This is a genomic window from Roseovarius sp. E0-M6 (assembly GCF_037083845.1).
Taxonomy (GTDB): domain Bacteria; phylum Pseudomonadota; class Alphaproteobacteria; order Rhodobacterales; family Rhodobacteraceae; genus Roseovarius.
This window is the reverse complement of the sequence record NZ_JBAPLA010000004.1, coordinates 138,561-156,688: the sequence shown is the minus strand read 5'-3', so window position 1 is coordinate 156,688 and position 18,128 is coordinate 138,561. Positions and strand designations below refer to the sequence as shown.

At 70.0% G+C, this 18,128-nt stretch carries 24 protein-coding genes; 22 read left to right on the top strand and 2 right to left on the bottom strand.

Annotated elements, in window-relative coordinates:
- Positions 1-62 precede the first annotated feature (62 nt).
- The 9 genes from V8359_RS12390 to V8359_RS12350 all read left to right on the top strand — a co-directional run bounded on the left by V8359_RS12390 (position 63) and on the right by V8359_RS12350 (position 7,402).
- Positions 63-341 (top strand): head-tail joining protein, encoded by a 279-nt coding sequence (locus V8359_RS12390; protein WP_442970373.1) that lies wholly within the window; start codon positions 63-65, stop codon positions 339-341.
- Positions 338-970 (top strand): DUF6441 family protein, encoded by a 633-nt coding sequence (locus V8359_RS12385; protein WP_336429236.1) that lies wholly within the window; start codon positions 338-340, stop codon positions 968-970. Before V8359_RS12390 ends, V8359_RS12385 begins: the two co-directional genes overlap by 4 nt.
- Before the next feature lie 283 nt (positions 971-1,253).
- Positions 1,254-1,682: a phasin family protein gene (locus tag V8359_RS12380; protein WP_336429235.1), complete on the top strand. Its 429-nt coding sequence runs from the start codon at positions 1,254-1,256 to the stop codon at positions 1,680-1,682.
- Between the two features lie 215 nt (positions 1,683-1,897).
- Positions 1,898-2,317, top strand: a complete 420-nt coding sequence (locus tag V8359_RS12375; protein ID WP_336429234.1) for an acyl-CoA transferase — start codon at positions 1,898-1,900, stop codon at positions 2,315-2,317.
- Between the two features lie 28 nt (positions 2,318-2,345).
- Positions 2,346-3,290, top strand: coding sequence for a phage tail tube protein (locus tag V8359_RS12370; protein WP_336429233.1), 945 nt, complete (start codon positions 2,346-2,348; stop codon positions 3,288-3,290).
- Positions 3,290-3,727 (top strand): hypothetical protein, encoded by a 438-nt coding sequence (locus V8359_RS12365; protein WP_336429232.1) that lies wholly within the window; start codon positions 3,290-3,292, stop codon positions 3,725-3,727. The genes V8359_RS12370 and V8359_RS12365 overlap by 1 nt, the downstream gene beginning before the upstream one ends.
- Before the next feature lie 38 nt (positions 3,728-3,765).
- A complete protein-coding gene (locus V8359_RS12360) occupies positions 3,766-3,966 on the top strand; it encodes a DUF7697 family protein (protein ID WP_336429230.1) in 201 nt (66 codons plus the stop codon).
- Between the two features lie 3 nt (positions 3,967-3,969).
- Complete coding sequence (locus V8359_RS12355; protein ID WP_336429229.1) at positions 3,970-6,216, top strand: phage tail tape measure protein; 2,247 nt, start codon at positions 3,970-3,972, stop codon at positions 6,214-6,216.
- Entirely contained in the window at positions 6,209-7,402 is a 1,194-nt protein-coding gene (locus V8359_RS12350) for a hypothetical protein (RefSeq protein WP_336429228.1), read from the top strand. Before V8359_RS12355 ends, V8359_RS12350 begins: the two co-directional genes overlap by 8 nt.
- A gap of 144 nt (positions 7,403-7,546) precedes the next feature.
- Here V8359_RS12350 and V8359_RS12345 read toward each other — a convergent pair whose 3' ends face one another.
- On the bottom strand, positions 7,547-7,912 hold the full coding sequence (locus tag V8359_RS12345) for a helix-turn-helix domain-containing protein (RefSeq protein WP_336429226.1): 366 nt from the start codon (positions 7,910-7,912) through the stop codon (positions 7,547-7,549).
- A 303-nt stretch (positions 7,913-8,215) separates the two neighbouring features.
- Between V8359_RS12345 and V8359_RS12340 the strand changes: the two genes are divergently transcribed.
- The 11 genes from V8359_RS12340 (at position 8,216) to V8359_RS12290 (ending at position 16,880) form a co-directional block, all read left to right on the top strand.
- Positions 8,216-9,076 (top strand): phage BR0599 family protein, encoded by an 861-nt coding sequence (locus V8359_RS12340; protein WP_336429225.1) that lies wholly within the window; start codon positions 8,216-8,218, stop codon positions 9,074-9,076.
- Positions 9,077-9,115: 39 nt separating this feature from the next.
- Positions 9,116-9,364, top strand: coding sequence for a hypothetical protein (locus tag V8359_RS12335; RefSeq protein WP_336429224.1), 249 nt, complete (start codon positions 9,116-9,118; stop codon positions 9,362-9,364).
- The gene (locus tag V8359_RS12330; RefSeq protein ID WP_336429223.1) at positions 9,361-9,612 is read left to right on the top strand and encodes a hypothetical protein; all 252 of its coding nucleotides are present in this window, start codon (positions 9,361-9,363) and stop codon (positions 9,610-9,612) included. Before V8359_RS12335 ends, V8359_RS12330 begins: the two co-directional genes overlap by 4 nt.
- A complete protein-coding gene (locus V8359_RS12325) occupies positions 9,599-12,730 on the top strand; it encodes a phage tail protein (RefSeq protein ID WP_336429221.1) in 3,132 nt (1,043 codons plus the stop codon). Before V8359_RS12330 ends, V8359_RS12325 begins: the two co-directional genes overlap by 14 nt.
- Before the next feature lie 22 nt (positions 12,731-12,752).
- Positions 12,753-13,502 (top strand): DUF2793 domain-containing protein, encoded by a 750-nt coding sequence (locus V8359_RS12320; RefSeq protein WP_336429220.1) that lies wholly within the window; start codon positions 12,753-12,755, stop codon positions 13,500-13,502.
- Positions 13,502-14,407 (top strand): hypothetical protein, encoded by a 906-nt coding sequence (locus V8359_RS12315; RefSeq protein ID WP_336429219.1) that lies wholly within the window; start codon positions 13,502-13,504, stop codon positions 14,405-14,407. The genes V8359_RS12320 and V8359_RS12315 overlap by 1 nt, the downstream gene beginning before the upstream one ends.
- Positions 14,408-14,410: 3 nt before the next feature.
- On the top strand, positions 14,411-15,409 hold the full coding sequence (locus V8359_RS12310) for an FscB (protein ID WP_336429218.1): 999 nt from the start codon (positions 14,411-14,413) through the stop codon (positions 15,407-15,409).
- The gene (locus V8359_RS12305; protein WP_336429217.1) at positions 15,406-15,699 is read left to right on the top strand and encodes a hypothetical protein; all 294 of its coding nucleotides are present in this window, start codon (positions 15,406-15,408) and stop codon (positions 15,697-15,699) included. The genes V8359_RS12310 and V8359_RS12305 overlap by 4 nt, the downstream gene beginning before the upstream one ends.
- An 80-nt stretch (positions 15,700-15,779) precedes the next feature.
- A complete protein-coding gene (locus V8359_RS12300) occupies positions 15,780-16,451 on the top strand; it encodes a YcbK family protein (protein WP_336429216.1) in 672 nt (223 codons plus the stop codon).
- Between the two features lie 11 nt (positions 16,452-16,462).
- Positions 16,463-16,708, top strand: coding sequence for a hypothetical protein (locus V8359_RS12295; protein WP_336429214.1), 246 nt, complete (start codon positions 16,463-16,465; stop codon positions 16,706-16,708).
- Positions 16,680-16,880, top strand: coding sequence for a hypothetical protein (locus V8359_RS12290; protein WP_336429213.1), 201 nt, complete (start codon positions 16,680-16,682; stop codon positions 16,878-16,880). The genes V8359_RS12295 and V8359_RS12290 overlap by 29 nt, the downstream gene beginning before the upstream one ends.
- A gap of 19 nt (positions 16,881-16,899) precedes the next feature.
- Here V8359_RS12290 and V8359_RS12285 read toward each other — a convergent pair whose 3' ends face one another.
- Entirely contained in the window at positions 16,900-17,316 is a 417-nt protein-coding gene (locus V8359_RS12285) for a MerR family transcriptional regulator (protein WP_336429212.1), read from the bottom strand.
- A 76-nt stretch (positions 17,317-17,392) separates the two neighbouring features.
- Between V8359_RS12285 and V8359_RS12280 the strand changes: the two genes are divergently transcribed.
- Both V8359_RS12280 and V8359_RS12275 read left to right on the top strand, forming a co-directional pair.
- Positions 17,393-17,782, top strand: a complete 390-nt coding sequence (locus V8359_RS12280) for a mercuric transporter MerT family protein (RefSeq protein ID WP_336429211.1) — start codon at positions 17,393-17,395, stop codon at positions 17,780-17,782.
- A 16-nt stretch (positions 17,783-17,798) separates the two neighbouring features.
- A complete protein-coding gene (locus tag V8359_RS12275; RefSeq protein WP_442970369.1) occupies positions 17,799-18,104 on the top strand; it encodes a heavy-metal-associated domain-containing protein in 306 nt (101 codons plus the stop codon).
- Positions 18,105-18,128 lie beyond the last annotated feature (24 nt).

The following is an 18,128-nucleotide window of genomic DNA, read 5'->3' as shown; positions in this document are numbered from 1 at the left end:
ATGGAGCCAGTCAGCTAGCGGCACCTCCCCCTTAGCATCGGTGTCTGCTGTCGTGACGTCCGATAGCTCCAGAAGATCACCGGCGACAATCAGTTCGTCTGTTAGTTCGTCGAACGCCGGTTCTCGTCCGTGTGGTCACCCGCCGCGCGGACGATATCACCGGGTTTGGCGATGCCCGCATCTGGTCGGAAACCACGCGTGTCGATCTGCGGGTGGCCGAAGTGCCCCAACCCCGGCCCGGTGACAGGATCGAGATAGACGGCGAGGCTTTTCTCATTCAGGGCGAGCCGGTGCGTGATCGCGAGCGGCTGGTCTGGACCGTGGAGCTGCGCCCGGCATGAAACTGAAGCTCGACGTCACCCCGGATCTGGTCGCCATCATGGCCGCGGAGATCAAGGCGGGCGAGAAAGCTGTGTCCGCCGCCACGCGCGAAGCCGGCACCAATCTCAAGACGGCTTGGCGTGGCCAGATTACAGGCGCGGGACTCGGCCAGCGCCTGTCCCGCACCATCCGGTCGGCGCAATATCCCAAGGGCCAGCCCAGCCTGAACGCAGCCGCGCTGGTCTGGTCGAACGCGCCGGACATCGTCAGCGCCCACAATACTGGCCCGCTGATCCGCTCGAAGACCGGGTTCTGGCTGACCATACCGCTGCCCGCTGCCGGTCGCGGCCGGCGCGGTGGCAAGATTACCCCCGGCGAATGGGAGCGGCGACGCGGGCTGCGCCTGCGTTTTGTCTATCGCCGGTCCGGGCCGAGCCTGCTCGTGGCCGACGGGCGTCTGAACAGCCGGGGGCTCGGGGTTGCGTCACGGTCCAAGACCGGTCGTGGCCTGACCACCGTTCCGATCTTCCTGCTGGTCCCGCAGGTCAAGCTGCCGAAGCGGCTGGACCTCGACCGCGACGCCGAGCGGGCGCATGATAGCGTGCCGGGGTTGATCGCGGCGAGGTGGGTGGAGCAGAAGGTCGGTTGAGGCAGCAAAGCGGAGGGAGCCGAATTCCGATTAAAGGCAATTCTTCTTGCGGTGCCAGAACCGCCGCTTTCTGTCGCGGCCATATAGCCCCGGTCAGAACGTCCCTATGCCTGGTCACATCCGTCCTCCCGGCAGTGTCTTTGTGGTGGCATCGGTGCTCTCTCCTAGCTGGACTTCTCAATTTCTTGCTCCACCGCAACGCGGCGGGGGTTGAAAATGCTGCACTGCAGCATGATGTAGGGTGTAGAACGACACGACATTCACTCTCGAAAGGAGCCCCGACATGGCCACGCAGACCAAGAAGACCGCCACCACCGACGCGCAGAACCTGCTCGACCTGCAGGGATACCAAGACGTCCTCAAGACCATCGCCAACATGAACGAGCGCATGGCGTCGATCACCATTCAGGCCGGGACCCGGGCAACCGACGTTTCAAGCGAGGCCGCAAAGGAAGCATTCGCCAATGTCCGCGACCTGACAGGTGTCCGCGACGAGCCGGCCGAATACGGCAAGGCGTTCACGGAATTCGCGCAGAAGCAGACCGAGCTTTTCACGCGCACCGTTCAAGCCTTTGCGACCGACATGCAGAAGGCGAGCAGCGAGACATCCGACCTGGCGTCCAAGGCCGGCGAAGAGATCACCACCAAGGTGACCAAGAGCGCCGAGAGTGCTGCACAAAAGGTCAAAACGGCGGCGAGCAAGGCCGCCTGAAGTTTCCAGTTTCGAACGTGTAACGATCATGAGCGGTGGGCCCTGAGATGGGCTCGCCGCTCTTCGTTTGAGCAGGCGGCACAGTCTCCTACAGACGACGCATCCGGGGCCGCTAACGTCGCGACGTTTGCAAACTGGCAAAACCCTGCGGCCCCGCCCGGGTCAGTTCGGGCTCGACGTCGATATCGGCCACACTCGCACCTTAGCGGATAACCATGCCCACCTTCCGCGAAACCATCCTCGCCGCGCTGCATGCACGGCTCTCGGCGCTGCCCGCCACCGCCCTGCGCGGCGAGGTGTTGCCCGAGCGCGTGCCGGCCGAGGGGCTGCTGATCCTGCGCGACGGCGAGCCGGGAGAGCCGGAAGTGACGCTTTCGCCGCTCACCTATCACTACCAGCACCGCGCCGAGATCGAGGCGGTCGTGCAGGGCGGCGACCGTGACACGGCCTTTGACGCGCTCTGCGCCAGCATCGGCACGGCGCTCGCCGCCGACCGGACGCTGGGCGGGCTCTGCGACTGGGTCGAGGCGGAAGCCCCACGCCCGGTCGATCTGCCGGTCGAGGGTGCAGCAAGCCTGAAGGCGGCCGTTATTCCGGTCATCCTGCACTATTCCACGGCTGATCCCTTGGCCTGACCCACAAGACCATTTGAGGAGTTGAGACATGGCACGCGCATATGGCTCGCGGGCGCAGATGGCGCTTGCGTTCGAGACGACGTATGGCACCGCCCCCGCGAGCGGCTTCACGCGGATGCCGTTTGCCAGCACCACGCTGGGGGCCGAGCAGCCGCTGATCGACAACGAGCTTCTGGGCTACGGCCGCGACCCGCTGGCCCCGATCAAGGACGCGATCACGGCGGACGGCGACGTGGTGATCCCGATCGACGCGGCGCATTTCGGGGTCTGGCTCAAGGCGGCGTTCGGCCAGCCTGCCACCACCGGCACGGCGCCGGGGCCGTTCACGCATGTGTTCACCTCCGGGGCCTACGAGCTTCCGAGCATGGCGATCGAGACCGGCATGCCGGAGGTGCCACGCTATGCGATGTATACCGGCTGCCGTCTCGACAGCCTGTCGTGGCAGATGCAGCGCAGCGGCCAGCTGCAGGCCACCGCGAGCCTCGTCGCGCAGGGCGAGAGCCGCGCGGGCACGGCGCAGACCGGCACGCTGGCGACGCGTCCGCTGAAGCGCTTCGGCAACTTCAACGGACAGGTCATCCGCGACGGGAGCGCGCTCGGCAATCTCGTCTCGGCGCAGGTCACTTACGCCAACAATCTCGACCGCATCGAGACCATCCGCTCGGATGGCCGCATCGACGGGGCCGACCCGACCATCGCCGCGCTCACGGGCCAGATCGAGCTGCGCTTCGCCGACGAGACGCTGGTCGACCAGGCGACGAACGGCACCGCCTCGACGCTCGAGTTCGGCTTTGCGCTGCCTGGCGGCGAGAGCTTCACGCTCACCGCGCACGAGGTCTACCTGCCGCGCCCGCGGGTCGAGATCACCGGGCCGCAGGGGGTGCAGGCAAGTTTCGACTGGCAGGCGGCGCTCGATTCTGCCGCCGGCGTGATGTGCACCGCCACCCTGATCAACGACGAGGAGACGTATTGATGATCCATCTCGACATGAAGGCCGGGCCGTGGTGGCTCGAACTCGGGCGCGGCGTGCGCGTGCAGGTGATGCCGGCGACCACCTCGCTGATGATCGCGGCGCGCGGCGAGCCGGAGCTGCGCGATCTGCCCGGGGACGCGGGCGACGAGCAGGCGGGCTACGTTTTCGCCCGCGCGGTTGCACGGCGCGCGATCGTGGACTGGACGGGCGTTGCGGACAGGGACGGCGCGCCTGTCGAGATCACGCCTGAGGCGATCGACGCGCTGCTCGAACACTGGCCCGTCTTCGAGCGCTTCCAGGAGGATTATCTGCTGCCGGCGCTGGACGCGGAGCAGGAAAAAAACGCCTCGGCGCCCTCGCCGCGTGGGTCTACGGCGGGGGCGAAGGCTACTGCGAAGCGTGCCCGCAAACCTGCCCGGACTGCCCGAAAGTCCTGAACGCGCCGCGCAGTCTCGAGGGCGCGGCCGTCTGGCGCTTGACGGAGCTCATCGAGGGGCAGCTGCGCGTCTCGGGCGGCGTGGTGATCGGCTTCGATCTGACGGCCGCGCTCGCGGCGGCCGGGGCGCTCGGCATCGATCCGGTAGCGGTGGTCGAGCTGCTGCCGGTGATCGAGGCGCGGATGGTCGAGGCGGCGCATGCGCAGGTCAACTGGGCGACTGAGCGGGAACAGGAGTGAGCAATGGCGGAAAAACGCGTCTCCGTGCGGCTTGCGGCCGTGGGCGGGCGGCAGGTCCGCCAGGCGCTGGAGGGGATCGGTACGGCCGGGCAGCGCGGGATGGGGCGCGTCCGGCGCGAGATCGATGCGGCCAACAAGCGGCTGGATCGGTTCGGCCGCCAGCTGCAAAGGACCGGGCGCGTCGCGGCGGCGGCGCTCGGCGCGGCGGCCACGGCGATGGTGCGCTCGGGGCTGCAGGTCATCGACGCCCAGGCCAAGCTCGCGCAGTCGCTGGGCACCACCACGGCGAGCGTGCAGGTGCTCGCGCGCGCGGCGGACCTCACGGGCACGCAATGGGAACGGCTCGAGGGCGGGGCCACGCGGCTCACGCGGCGGCTCTCGCTCTTTGCCGCGGATGGTTCCGGGCCCGCGGCGGGCGCCATCGAGCGGCTGGGGCTCAATGCCGAGCGGTTGCTCGCGCTGCCGCTCGACCAGCGCATCATCGAAGTCACCGAGGCGATCCGGGCGCAGTCGAGCGCGGCCGCGCAGGCGGCGAACTTCTCCGAGCTCTTCGGCGATCGCGCCTTCACCGCCTTCCAGCGGCTCGACCCGGAGGTGATCCGGCTGGCGCGCGACGATCTCGCGCGCTTCGGCGCGCTGGTCTCGGAGATCGAGGCCGATCAGATCGAGCGGACCAACGACGCCCTCACCCGGCTGGGGCTGGTGTGGCGGGGGCTGTCGAACCAGCTCGCGGTCGCGCTCGCCCCGGCGCTCGAGCGCACGGCCGGGTTCATGACGCGGCTGGCCGAGACCTCCGGCCCGCTGGGGCGGGCCATCGACTGGCTCGGGCGCAACTTCGAGCGCGTGGCCGCCTACGCCGGCGCCTTCGCCAGCGTGATCGGGGCGCGCCTCCTTGGCCGGGTCGCGGCTTTTGCCCTGGGGCTGCGGGGAGCGGCCACGGCGCTGGTGGCGCTCAGGCGGGTGCTGGTGCGTCTGCCCTTCATTGGGCTTGTCGTCGCCGCGACCGAGCTTGCGCTGCAATTCCCCAGGCTGGTGCGCGGGGCGGGCAGCTTCGGGGAGGCGATGACGCTGCTGGGCGATCTCGCGGGCAAGGTATGGGAGGGGATCGGGACCGGGGCCAGCGCGCTCGGCCCGGCGCTCAAGGCGGTGTGGACACGCATCCAGGCGGGGTTTGCGGCGATGATCGCGTCGCTGCAACGCAGATGGGCGGGCTTTCTGCGCGACATGGCCGGGGCGGCGGGGTCCATTCCCGGCATCGGGGACCGGCTGCAGGAAAGCCTTCATGTCGCGGGCGTGCGGGCGCAATCGCGCAGCTACGAGACCGATCTCGCGGCCGGGGCCCTGCGCGGTAAGGCGGCAGCGCAGCGCGCCGAGGCAGGCCGGCGGCTTGTCGCTGGGGGCGCGGAGATCGCGGCGGCCTGGGAGCGGCTGCGCGCAACCGTCGCGGCGGGGGCGACGGCGGCGGAGGGCGGGCTCGACGGTGCCGCCAAGGCGGCAAGGACGCTCAGGGACGCGATCGACCAGGCCGGCGGCCTCGGGACCGGCGATGGCCGGAAGGGTGGCACCGGCGGCCCGCTCGGCAAGCTGGGCGAGGCCGCGCGCGCGACCGGCGCGGCCATGTCGCAGGCCGCGGGCGAGAGCAAGCAGTCCTGGCAGGAGGCCATGCGCGAGATCGGGCGGCAGGCGGAGCGGCAGCGCGCGACGGCGCGGCGGCTCGCGGAGGACATCACCGGGCCGCTCAAGAGCGCGCTCGCCTCGGGTGAGTTGTCCTGGCGCAGCTTTTCCGATGCGATCTCGCAGATCGCGCAGAGCCTGGCCACGCGGCTCATAAACCTCGCCTTCAAGCCGATCGAGAACGCGTTGCTGAGCGCCTTCTCCGGCGGGGGTGCCGGTGGCGGTGGGGGCGGCTTCCTGGCCAACCTCTTCGGCTTCGCACGAGGCGGCGTGTTCGACCGCGCGGGCGAGGTGCATGCCTTTGCCCGGGGCGGCGTGGTGGACCGGCCGACGCTCTTTCCGATGGCGCGCGGTGTGGGTCTGATGGGCGAGGCCGGGCCGGAGGCGGTGATGCCGCTCCGGCGCGGCCGCGGCGGCCGGCTGGGCGTCGAGGCGGGCGGCGCGGTGCGCGAGAGCCCGATGCGAATCGTCAACGTGCTCGACCCGTCGGTGGTGGGCGACTACCTCGCCACGCCCTCTGGCGAGCGGGCCATCCTGAATGTCATCCGCCGCAACCGGAGTGCCCTGAATGCCTGAACTCTGGCCGTTTCCAGCTACGCAGGACGTCACGGAAGTGCTGGAATGGCGTACCGATGTGCTGCAGGCCCGGGAGGGCGAGCAGCGCATCGCGCTCCGGCCCCGGCCGCGGGAGATCGTCACATTCCGGCACAGGCTCGACGCGCTCGGGATGGCGAGGGCGGCGGAACTGGCGCGCGCCGGATTCGCCGGCGCGTGGCGCCTGCCGCTCTGGCACCTGGCGCTGCAGCCGGGGGCCGATCTGGCGCGAGGTGCGACCGAGATCCCGCTCGACACCGGGCTTTCGGATTTCCGGGTGGGTGAACTGGCCGCGATTGCGGTGGATGGCGGGGCGGCGGCCCCGGTGAGCGTCGCCGACGTTCAGTCCGACCGGCTGATCCTGGCCGAGCCGCTGGACGCGCAGTTGCCCGGCACGACCGTCGCCGCCGGGCGCATCGCGGTCACGCCCGTTCGCGAAGGCCTGCTGACCGCGGCCGTCGAGATCGCGCGGCGCAGGCAGGGCGATGGCACGGTCACCGCGAGCCTGCTGCTGTGCGACGCGCCGGAGATCGCGCCGCTGGTGCTGCCCGTCTATCAGGGGCAGCCGGTCCAGACCGACCCGAGTCTCATGCGCCGCCCGCTCACCGCCAGCCTGCGCCGGGCGGTCGAGTATGTCGACAACGGCTTCGGGCCCGTCGTGGTGGAGCCCGTGCGCGATGTCTTCGAGCGCAGCGAGACGATCACGCTCAAGGCGCACGGGCCATCCGCACGCTGGGCACAGCGCCGCTGGCTGTGGTCCCTGCGCGGCCGGCAGGCGAGCTTCTGGCTGCCGACCTGGGGGCACGAGCTGCAACTGCGGAGTCCCATGAGTTCGGGATCGGTGCTGATGCGCGTGGCGCCGATCGCAACGCCCGGGGCGTATGTCGGGCGGCGGATCATGCTGGAGATGCCGGGCGCGCCGCGGTTCCGGACGATCACGGCGGCACTCAAAGAGGGGACTGACCATAGGCTGACCCTGTCATCGAGCCCCGGCGAGCCGGTGCCGATAGGAGTGAAGGTGCATTTCCTGACGGCGATGCGATCGGCGGCCGACCGGATCGAGATCCGGCATGGCCCGGTGGCGAGCGAGGTGACCGTGCCGGTCGTGGAGGTTGGGCATGCAGAGGACGGGCAGAGCACCCCACCCGGTCCGGAGGCGCCGCAGTGATCGCCCATTGCATCCGGACGGCGCCTGCGGAGAGTGGCTGGTGCCGCGCGATCGAGTCTGTCGACCATGGCTTCGGCGCTGTCGTGGTGGCGCCGCTCCGCTACCTCTCCGAGCGCGGCAAGACCATCATGCTGCAAGGGCGTTTCAACCCGCCTCGCTCAGAGCGTGGGCGAGGTCGAGGAGGCGTTTGTGCTGCGCCTCGGGGATTGCGTACCAGGCCCTGACGAGCTCGATCGCCTCCTTGTCGGCGAAGATATCGGCGGGTTGCGTCTTGCCCGCTTCCTCGCCCTTCCTGGCGAGCCCCTCGAAGAAGAAGCTGATATCAACCTCGAGCGCCGCGGCCACGCCCCACAGCCGCGATGCGCTTATCCGGTTGGCGGCGGTTTCGTATTTCTGGATCTGTTGGAACTTTACGCCGACCGCATCGGCCAGTTGCTGCTGGGACATGCCCGCAAGCCACCGGCGGTGGCGGATACGTTTGCCCACGTGAACATCGACGGGATGCGGCATGTCTTTTTTTCTTCGATCATTCTGCGGTCTGGACCGGCATCTCTCCAACACGATCCAGGCTCGGCACCCAATGTCGCGCAGCCCGGCCGCGCATCTGACTGCATAGCGAAACAACCCTGAAGTGCAATCGGTTTCGCCGTGTTGTGGTGGGCTACCGCCAGCCCACTGCATCCAGAGCCAGAGGGGCACGGCTGACTGTCCATTGTGACCCATTTTCGCCGACCTTCGACAGCTGCGCGCCGCCCATCCGACGCACGCGCACCTGCGAGCGCCATACCCGGTCATAACCGCTGAGCCCGCCCCATGACCTACGCCACCATCGACTCCTCCGCGGCCGAGGGCCGCCCATACTTCCTCTACCAGTTCATGGAGGATGCGCAGGTCTGGCGATTCACCAGCCGCGCTGCGACCTGGAGCAGCACGGGCAGTGGCGGGGAGACGTTTCCCTGGGAGCCCGCCGCGGTGGCCCATGGCGAGGTGGTGCAGACGAGCGAGATCGAGCGCGGGCGGCTGGAGCTGACCTGGCCGCTCTCGCATCCGTTCGCGCGGCGGTTCCTCGCGCCGATGGGTCCCACGCCCGTGACGCTGACCATATTCCGCGGCCACGAACAGGTGCCGGGCGAGACGGTGGCGCACTGGAAGGGCCGCGTGGTGGGCGCGGAGGTCGAGGGCCAGCGGATCCTGCTGCAGGCCGAGTCGGTGTTCAGCACGCTGCGCCGGGCTGGCGTGCGGGCGAAGTACCAGCGGCTCTGCCGGCACGCGCTTTACGGGCGCGGCTGCGGGCTCGATATCGCGCTCTACTGGCAGTCGGGGGTGGTGAGCGCCAGCAGCGGTCCCGTCGTGACCGTCCCCGCAGTGGCGGACCAGTCCGATGGCTGGTTCCGCGGCGGGGTGCTGCGGTTCGGGCCGCAACTGGGGTTCATCACCGGGCACGCGGGCGACACGCTCATCCTGTCGCGTCCGATGCCGGAACTGGCAGCGGCACTGGCCACGCCGGAGACCGACCCCGACACGGGAGATCCGCTGCCCGTCCAGGTCGGGATCGCGCCGGGTTGCGATCTGCGCGCCGCCACCTGCGCGGGCAAGTTCGGCAATCTGGCCAATTTCGGGGGGTTTCCCGAGATCCCCGGCCGCAACCCGCTGGGCGGCGGCTCCATCGTCTGACGCGCCCGCGCGCGCCACTTCCACATTCGGATTTTCCCCATGGCCTGGACCTTCATCGCGCGGCTCGTGCTCGGGCTGGTGCTCTCGGCGGTGTCCTATGCGCTCGGGCCCCGCCCCAAGACCGACACGCCGCAAGCCGCGGGGCTCGACGATTTCACGCTGCCCACGGCGGAGGAAGGCCGGCCGATCCCGGTCGTCTTCGGCACGGTGCTCATCACCGGGCCCAACGTGGTCTGGGCCGGGGACCTGCGTGTCGATCCCATCCGCAAGAAGGGCGGCAAGAAGTGACGACGCCCGATCAAACCGCAGCGACGCCCCTCCGTGTCACCGTGCAGGACCTGCGCACGGCCCGCTACTGTATGGCCGGCGCGCGCCCGTGGTTTCGCCGCCACGGGTTTGACTGGCAGGCGTTCCTCACTCACGGCATCGCGGCCAAGCGTCTCAGGGAAGCCGATGCGACGCTCGCCCGCCCGGTGATCCGGGCGGCCGCAGCCCGCGAGGCTGCAGAAGGAAAGGCCCGGGATGGGCGGGCGTAGCAAGCGACAGACCGTCGGCTTTCGCTATTCGCTGGGCATGCACCTGGCGCTCTGCCACGGGCCCGTCGATGCCATCCGCGAGATCCTCGTCGATCGCCGCACCGCCTGGTCGGTGACCACGGGGGCCGGTATTGCGGGCACGGGCGCGGGCGTGGAGACACGCCTCGGGACGGTCGCTGCCATGCAGGCCACGGCGGCGCAGGCGGGCGAGACCGCCGCCACCGTCGCGTTTCCGGGCCGCCTTGCGGGTGTCCGCCTCGGGCAGGACTACCGGCTCGTTCTGGCCGACGGGTCGCGCCACGCCGTCACCGTGCAGGGCGTCGGCTATGATCCCGCGAGCGACACCAGCTCCTGGTCCGTGCAGCCCGACACGCTGAGCTTTCCCGCACAGTCGGTCGAGGTGGTCGAGGCCAGCAGTGCGGTCAGCACCGCCGGCGCGGGCGGCGGGCGCATCCGGATCGACAAGCCGCAGCTTTTCGGCGGCGAGAGCCGCGAGGGCGGGATCGTGGGCGATGTCGATGTGCTCATGGGCGGCCCCGGCCAGGGAACGAACGATTACCTGGCTGCGCGCATGGGCGCGGAGGTGCCGGGGTTTCGCGGGCTCTGCAGCCTCGTGCTGCGGCAGGTCTATCTCGGCCTCAACCCCTACCTGAAGCCATGGGCGGTGCGCGTCACGCGCGTGCTGGCGGGCGAAGCAGGCAGTCCCCAATGGTATCCAGAGACCGCGCCCATCGTGCCCGAGGCCAGCATCTCGGATGCGGCCATCTACATCGCCCTCGATGTCTCGGGCTCGATGTCGGGCACGCGCATGGCAGCACAAAAGGCGGGCGTCGCGGCGCTCATCCGCGAGATCGGCGCAGGCGTCGATCCCGACCGGCCCAACGACATGGCGGTGGTGCTCTGGAACTCTTCCGTGGCAGACATGATCGAGCGGCGCAACATGGGGCCCGCGGACTACGCCGTGCTCGAGGACTGGATGCTGGCGCTTTCCAGCTTCACCGCGGGCGGCACGAGTTTCGATGCGGCCTTTGCCGAGGCCGGCGCCTTCTTCGCGGGCAGCGGCGAGAAGCGCCGGATCGTCATCTTCGTGACCGACGGGGAGCCCTCGCCGGTATCCTCCGTGGAGGCCGCGCTCGCGAGCATCGCCAGCCTGCCGCCCGCCGACATCTTCGGCTTCAACATCGCGCTGTCGGACACCACCCATACCGCGCGCCTCGACACCACGCCCGTCGACGGCGTCCCGGTCATCCCGCCCGGCGACAGCCAGGCGCTCGTGGCCTCGCTCCGGGGCGCGTTCGGCAACGGGCCGGACATGAACCCCGCCCATATCATCCGCGAATGCCTCACCAACCGCGACTGGGGACTGGGGTATTCAACGTTCGAGATCGGCGCGAGCTTCACGGCGGCGGCGGACACCCTCTTTGCCGAGGGCTTCGGGCTGTCGCTGATCTGGCAGCAGGACAGCTCCATCGAAGAGTTCATCGTGAGCGTGCTCGACCACATCGATGCCACGCTCTTCATCGACCGGCGCACGGGGCTGTGGGAGCTCAGGCTCATCCGCGCGGATTACGACCCCGCCACATTGCCGCTCCTTGACGAGACCAATGTCGTCGACTGGGGCCGGCTGGGGCGGCGCGCACCCTCCGATCTGGTGAACTCGGTCACCGTGCGCTTCACCGATGCCTGGACCGACGCGCCCGGCTCGGTCTCGGTGACCGACACCGCCCGCGTGCAGGACATGGGCCAGGTCATCGCCACCACGCTCGACTACCCCGGCGTCCGCTACCAGGGGCTGGCGGTGCGCGTGGCCGAGCGCGACCTGCGCGCGCTCTCGGTCCCGCTGCTCACGGGCGAGATAGTGGTCAACCGCGCGGGCGCCGGGCTCGGGCCCGGCGACGTGATCCGGCTGCGCTCGCAGCGCCGCGGGCTCGACGATGTGGTCATGCGCATCTCCGAGATCGGCCAGGGCGACGGGCGCGACAACGGCATCCGGCTGAAGATCGCCGAGGATGTCTTCGCCCTGGGCGCCACCGCCATCGCCGGCGGGCGCATGTCCCCGGGTAGTGGCATCGCCGCCCCGCCGCGCGCGCTCGCGCACCGCATGGTCACGGAGGCGCCTTACTGGCTTCTGGTGCGCGAGCTCGGCCACAGCGAGGCCGACCGCATCCTCGCGGAGGACCCCGATTCGGGCGCGCTCATCGCCACCGGCGAGCGCCCGAGCGCCGATGCGCTCGCGGCCGAGCTCTGGATCGATCCCGGCACCGGCCCGGTGCAGGACGGAACGGTGGATTTTGCGCCCTCGGCGGTTCTGGCCGCCGACGTCACTGACAACCCCGAGGATCGCGTCCTCCCCGTCTCCGGCTGGCGCGGCCTTGGCGAGGTCGGCATCGGCACGCTGGCGAGCATCGGCGGGGAGCTCGTGCGCATCGACGGGATCACCGCGGACACGATCACCGTGGGCCGGGGCTGTCTCGACACGGTGCCGCTTGCCCATCCCGCCGGCACGCCCGTCCTCTTCTTCGACGAGAGCGCCCGGATCACCGACGGCGCCTATGCGGCGGGCGAGACCCTCGCCGTTCGGCTGCTGCCCGAGACCGGGCGCGGGACGCTGGCCTTCGCGCTGGCCCCCGAGGACCGCCTGACGCTCGCAGGCCGCGCCATCCGGCCGCTGCCGCCCGGGCGGGCGATGGCCAATGGCGGCTACGGCATCGACAGGCGCGCACTTCTCGCGGGCGACGTGACGCTGAGCTGGGCGCATCGCGACCGGCTCGCGCAGACCGGGCCGGTGCTCGACGACTACACCGCCGGCGATATCGGCCCCGAGCCGGGCATCTCTTACGTCGTCGACATCCGCTGGGTGGACCCGGCAACAGACGCGACCATGACGCCGGTTGCGGCGCGCATCCCTGCCGGCACGGGAACCAGCCACACGATCACACTCGCCGGCATTCCGGTCGGCGCCGCGCCGCCGGCCGTCTCGGAAGTCGAGATCCGCGTGCTCGCGGTGCGCGATGTGGACGGCAGCCCGCGCGAGAGCCGCACGGGGCGGGCCTTTCGCCTCGCCATCCTCGAAGGCTGGGGGGCGGCCTGGGGCGAGGACTGGGGCGCGCCCACCTGATCAGACAGCAACGAGGTAGCACATGCCAGAGCGCATCATGCCGGGGCTCGGGCTCCGGTCCTTCTACGATCCCGGTCAGAGCGACTGGGGGACCAGCGTCAGCGAGGACCTGCGCAGGCTCTCAGCACTCGTCCAGCTTGCCGCCAGATCGCGCAGCACCGCGCTGCCCGCCTCCGGCAGTGCCGGGGACATCCATATCGTGCCCGAAGGTGCCCCCTCGAACGCGAATGCCATCGCGCTCTGGGACGGGCCCGCGGGCGCGGAGGACTGGGTCCATCTCACGCCGGCCGCCGGCTGGGAGGCGTGGATCGCGGATGCGGGCGAGCGGGTGCGCTTCGACGGCACCGCCTGGCAGGTCGTCCTGCCGGCGCTCGCCGGCAAGGCCGGCCGCCTGCTGGGCGTCAACGCCACGGAGGATGCGCTGGCGTTCCTGCCGCCGCCCGCCGAGGGCGCGGCGGAAGTGGTCGCGGATGGCGCGACCACGCGCATGCTCACGCTCGCCGACAAGGGCGCGATCGTGGAGATGACCGCCGGTGGCGCCAACACGGTGACGATCCCCGCCGAGGCGAGTGTCGCCTTCCCGGTGGGCAGCCTCATCAATATCACCCAGGCCGGCGCCGGCCCCACGACCATCGCCGCCGCCGCGGGCGTGGCGCTCAACAACGTCCCGGCCGGGTCCTGCACCATCGATGCGCGCTGGTCCGGCGCGGCGCTCTACAAGCGCGGACCCGACGCCTGGGTCGTGCAGGGCGCGATCTCCGAGGTGGCGTGATGGCGGGGCTCTACCTCGCGCGCGCCGGCCTGCTCATGGGCGGGGCCAGCGGCGGCGGCTCCGGCGGGGACGGTTCCGGCGGGGACGCCTCCGGCGGCGTCGGTGTCCGGCTCGACGCGAGCAAGGCCGGGGCCGGACACACGCTCTCCGACGAGGACCGGACGCTGATCAACACCGGCGGCGGGGCCGACTACCGCCACTGGGTGCCGGCCCTGAAGCGGCTCCCCGGCACGCATCCCGTCCCCTTCTACTGGGAGATCGCCTGCGCGCCGGGCGGGCCGGCGCAGTTCAACGGCTACGCGGGCGTCGTCTCCCAGGCGCAGCTGGACGACCCGGGCAGGACCTTCGACAGCGGCGAGAACCCGGTCCATGCCGGCTCGATCTGCTCCCGTGGCAATGGCGACGTGTGGGGCAACACCGCGTCGCGGCTCGGCTCCTACACCGCCTATGGCGCCGGCGACATCGTGATGCTCGCGTTCGATCCCGCTTCGGGCGGGTTCTGGATCGGCGTGAACGGCGCGTGGCAGAGCGATCCCGCCACCGATCCGGCCACCGAGGTGAGCGACGCCGCGGGCGGCGACTTCCGGCCCGTCCTGCAGGGGCGCGAGCCGGGCGAGGGCGGCACGCTGCGCTCGCTGCCCGGCCAGTTCTCCTACCCCGTGCCGGGCAACTGCATCGCGCTCGGGCACAGCCTCGGCATCGCCGATGGCGTGGCCGTGCAGGCGGCCTCGCACTGGATCGAGATGGGCGGCACGGCCGCGCTGAGCGTGGCCCGGGTCGATATCTGGCACGAGATGGGTGGCGGCACAGCACTCGGCCTGCCGACCGGCGAACTCTGGCACGAGATCGGCGGCGGAGAAGCCGCCTCCGCCGTCGCGCATGAACTCTGGATCGAAAGGACGTAATCCATGACCATCCTTCATCTCGGCCATCAGCCGGCCGATCTCGGCGGGATCGAGCCCGCGCTGATGAGCACGGACCCCGCGGGGTTCGACGCGGATCTCGACGTGAACGCCGTGAAGTTCACGGGCGGCAGGTCCCACAGCTCGGCCTTCAGCCTCGCCTTCCCGCCGCCCGCGGGCGATCTGTGGCTCCAGGTCCGTCTCCGCGCGCCGGACACGTCCTCCGCGGATTTCTACTACAAGGACGTCTCCGTCCTCGCGTTCCGGGATGCCTCGGGAAACACCGTGGCAGAACTGCGCGGTCGAAAGAGCACGCCCACGATCTTCGCGCGGGCAAGCGGCGACACGGTCACCGATGGCGCGAACGGCATCGACAAGGGCACGGGCACCGTTCACTGGATCAATGTGCGCGTCGCCGTCGGCGCCGATATCACCATCGAGCTCCACGACGGCGCAGGCCTGATGAGCAGCGCCACCGCGGCCAACACCGCCGGCAAGGGCAAGCCGGTCTCCGCCGTGTTCGGCAATACCAACATGCACAGCCATTTTGGTGACGCGACCTGGTATTACGCCCATATCGCGGTACTCGACGGCACCCCGACCATCGGCCGGCGCTTCGCCCGGCAGGTGCCGGGCATGGCCGGGGCCCACAGCCAGTGGGCCGGCACGCTCGCCGCCCTCGGGGACGGCAACATCGCCACGCGCATGTCGAGCGACACCGCCGGCCAGCGCCAGAGCGCGACGCTCGCCGGGCCTGCGGGGCCGTCGGGCGCGGCCATCGCCGCCGTGCACATCAAGGCCGTCGCCCAGGCCGGCACCAGCGGGCCGGGCAGCCTCGCGGGCTTCCTGCGCATCGGCGGGGTCGATCACGACGCGAGCGCCGCCGCACTTTCCAGCGCGGTGCCCGAACAGGTGATCTTCTCCTGGCCGCAGAACCCGGGCGACGGCGCCGTCTGGACGGACGCCACGCTGCCTGCCGAGATCGGATTGCTCAGCGCACCATGACGGATCGCCCCACGCTCATTGCCCAGATCGCGGAGGCGCTGCGCGAGAACGGTCTCACCGCCGCCATCGGGGCGGTGGCGACTGCCCTCGTGGGGCTCGCCGTGGCGGTGACGCGCAAGGCGTTTACCAACGAGGCCGAGGACCGGGCGTCCGAGCAGGCGCATCGCGCGCGCCTCGAGCAGGACCTCTACCAGATGCGCCAGCTGCTCTTCACCGTCTTCCAGCACGCCCCGCCGCAGATCGTCGATCCGCCGCCACCGGCCAACCCGCCGCAATCGACCGACGAGTGAGCTCTGTCGGGCGAGCCCACCCAACCTCACCACCCATCAGGCCCGCCTCGGCGGGCCTTCTGCGTTCAAAGGAGACAAGGATGCCCCGGTTCCACGATCACTACAGCGCGGTCGCGCCCGACACCTGGCGCTGGCCCGACTTCTCCCCCGCCGAGATCGCCTGCCGCGGCACCGGCACGCTGCTTGTCCACGAGGGCGCGCTCGATGCGCTGCAGGCGCTGCGCGACCGGCTGGGCAAGCCGATGATCGTCCGCTCGGGATATCGCAGCCCCCAGCACAACCGCGCCGTGGGCGGCGCGCCGGCCTCGAAACACATGGAGGGCACGGCGTTCGATATCTCCATGGCGAACCACGACCCCGAAGCCTTCGAGCGGGAGGCGCGCGAGGTGGGCTTCCGCGGCTTCGGCTTCTACCCGCGCTCTGGCTTCATGCATGTCGATCTGGGGCCGGCGCGGCAGTGGGGCGAGCGGTTCCCGGCGCGGGCGGCGCCGTTTGCACAGGAGGTCCCGCCCGCGCGCGAGGTGCTGGCGGAAAGCCGCACGCTCAGGGGCACCGGCGCGGCGGGCGTCGCCACAATCGGGGCCGGCGGCGTCGAGATCGCACAGGAGCTGCTGGCGGAGGCTCAAGGGGCCATCCTGCCGCTGGTGCCGTATCTCGATACCCTGCGCTGGGTGTTCATCGCCCTGGCGCTCGGCGGGATCGCGGTGGCGGTCTGGGCCAGGCTCGACGACTGGAAGCGGGGGCGGCGGTGATGTGGGGCGGTATGCTGGTCGGGCTGCTGTCCCGGCCATGGGCGCGGCGGGTGGCGGGGCTCGCCCTCGTCGCGCTCGCCGTCTTGCTGTTGCTCATGAACCTCCGCCGCATGGGCGAGCGCGCCGGGCGCGCCGCCGAGCGGCTCGACCAACTGGAGCGGATCAATGCTGTGCAACGACACATGCTGGACGCCGCCGCGCGTCGCCCTCGTGATCGGGACGATCTTGTTGAGCGGTTGCGCGGAGGGCGGTTTTGATCTGGGTGCGCACGTGGTGTGTCCGCCGGTCGTCGAGTACAGCCGGGAGGTCCAGGCGCGGGCGGCGGAGGAACTGCTCCTGCTGCCGGAGGGATCGGTGGTCGTGGAGATGCTGGCGGACTATGCGATGATGCGGGAGCAGGTGCGGGCGTGCAAAATGTCGAGTCGGTGACGCGGCTGGATTGCCGTTTTCACTCTCCGGCAAGCGTCTCGAGTACAGGACAGTGCGGCACTTGATCGCCGGAACATTTCGCTGAAGTCGTTGCCAACACGGCCTCAATACGTAGCAGGTCCGCAATCTTGGCGCGGACATCCGCGAGATGCCGCTCGGTCCGTTCCTTGACATCGGCACAAGAGGGTACGGCGCCGTCGTCGAGGCCGACAAGACCGCGAATGTCATCAATCGTGAATCCAAGTTCGCGCGCGCGGAGGATGAACCGCAAGCGTGCGACGTGGGCTTTCGAATAAACTCGATAGCCCGCAGCGGTCCTTGGCGGGTCAGGCAGCATACCAGTCTTTTCGTAATAGCGGATCGTCTCGATATTGCAGCTTGTGGTGCGCGCTAACTCGCCGCGCGTGAGGCCGCTCTCACCCTCGTGATCAGACATGGCGCATTTTCCTCTTGAGCCTGTAGTTGCTACAGACCCTACACTAAGGGTGAGCGAGTGACGAGAGGAGCGTGACATGAGTATTGCTGACCATCAAACCGAGGCCTCGCCAGCGGATCGCCCCGCCCGCAAGGGCTGGCTCGCGGCGGGCGGCGTACTCGGCGCTTTTCTCGCATCGGCCTGCTGTGTCGGGCCGCTGGTGCTCCTCACGATCGGAATTTCCGGGGCGTGGATTGGCAACCTCACGGCGCTGGAGCCTTACAAACCGATCTTCGCTGTCATAGCGTTCGGCTTCATAGCGGCCGGATTCCGGCAGGTGTATTTCCGCAAGCCGACTGTCTGCGAGCCCGGTTCCTACTGCGCACAGCCAGCCTCAGCGCGGATCACCAAGACCGCGCTCTGGGCTTCCTTCATCCTCGTTGTCGCCGCGCTCACTATCGACTGGTGGGCGCCGCTTCTCTACTGACCTGAAAGGACATCTCATGATGAAAGCTCCTGTGCTCGCGCTGTTCGGACTGACCGCCGTGGTCTCGATGGCCGCCATCCCTGCCGCGGCGCAGTCCGTTGCCGCCGAGCAGACCGTGACCTTCGCGGTCGAGAACATGACCTGCGCGCTCTGTCCCATCACGGTGAAGCGCGCGATGGAGGGTGTCGAAGGCGTCACCGCAGTCGAAATCGACTTCGAGGCGCGCACGGCCACGGTCCTCTTCGACACTGCCGCGACCAGTGCCGATGCCATCGCCGAGGCCTCGGCCAATGCCGGATATCCGGCCGTGACGGGAAGTTGAGATCATGAGCGATGACCTCATGGG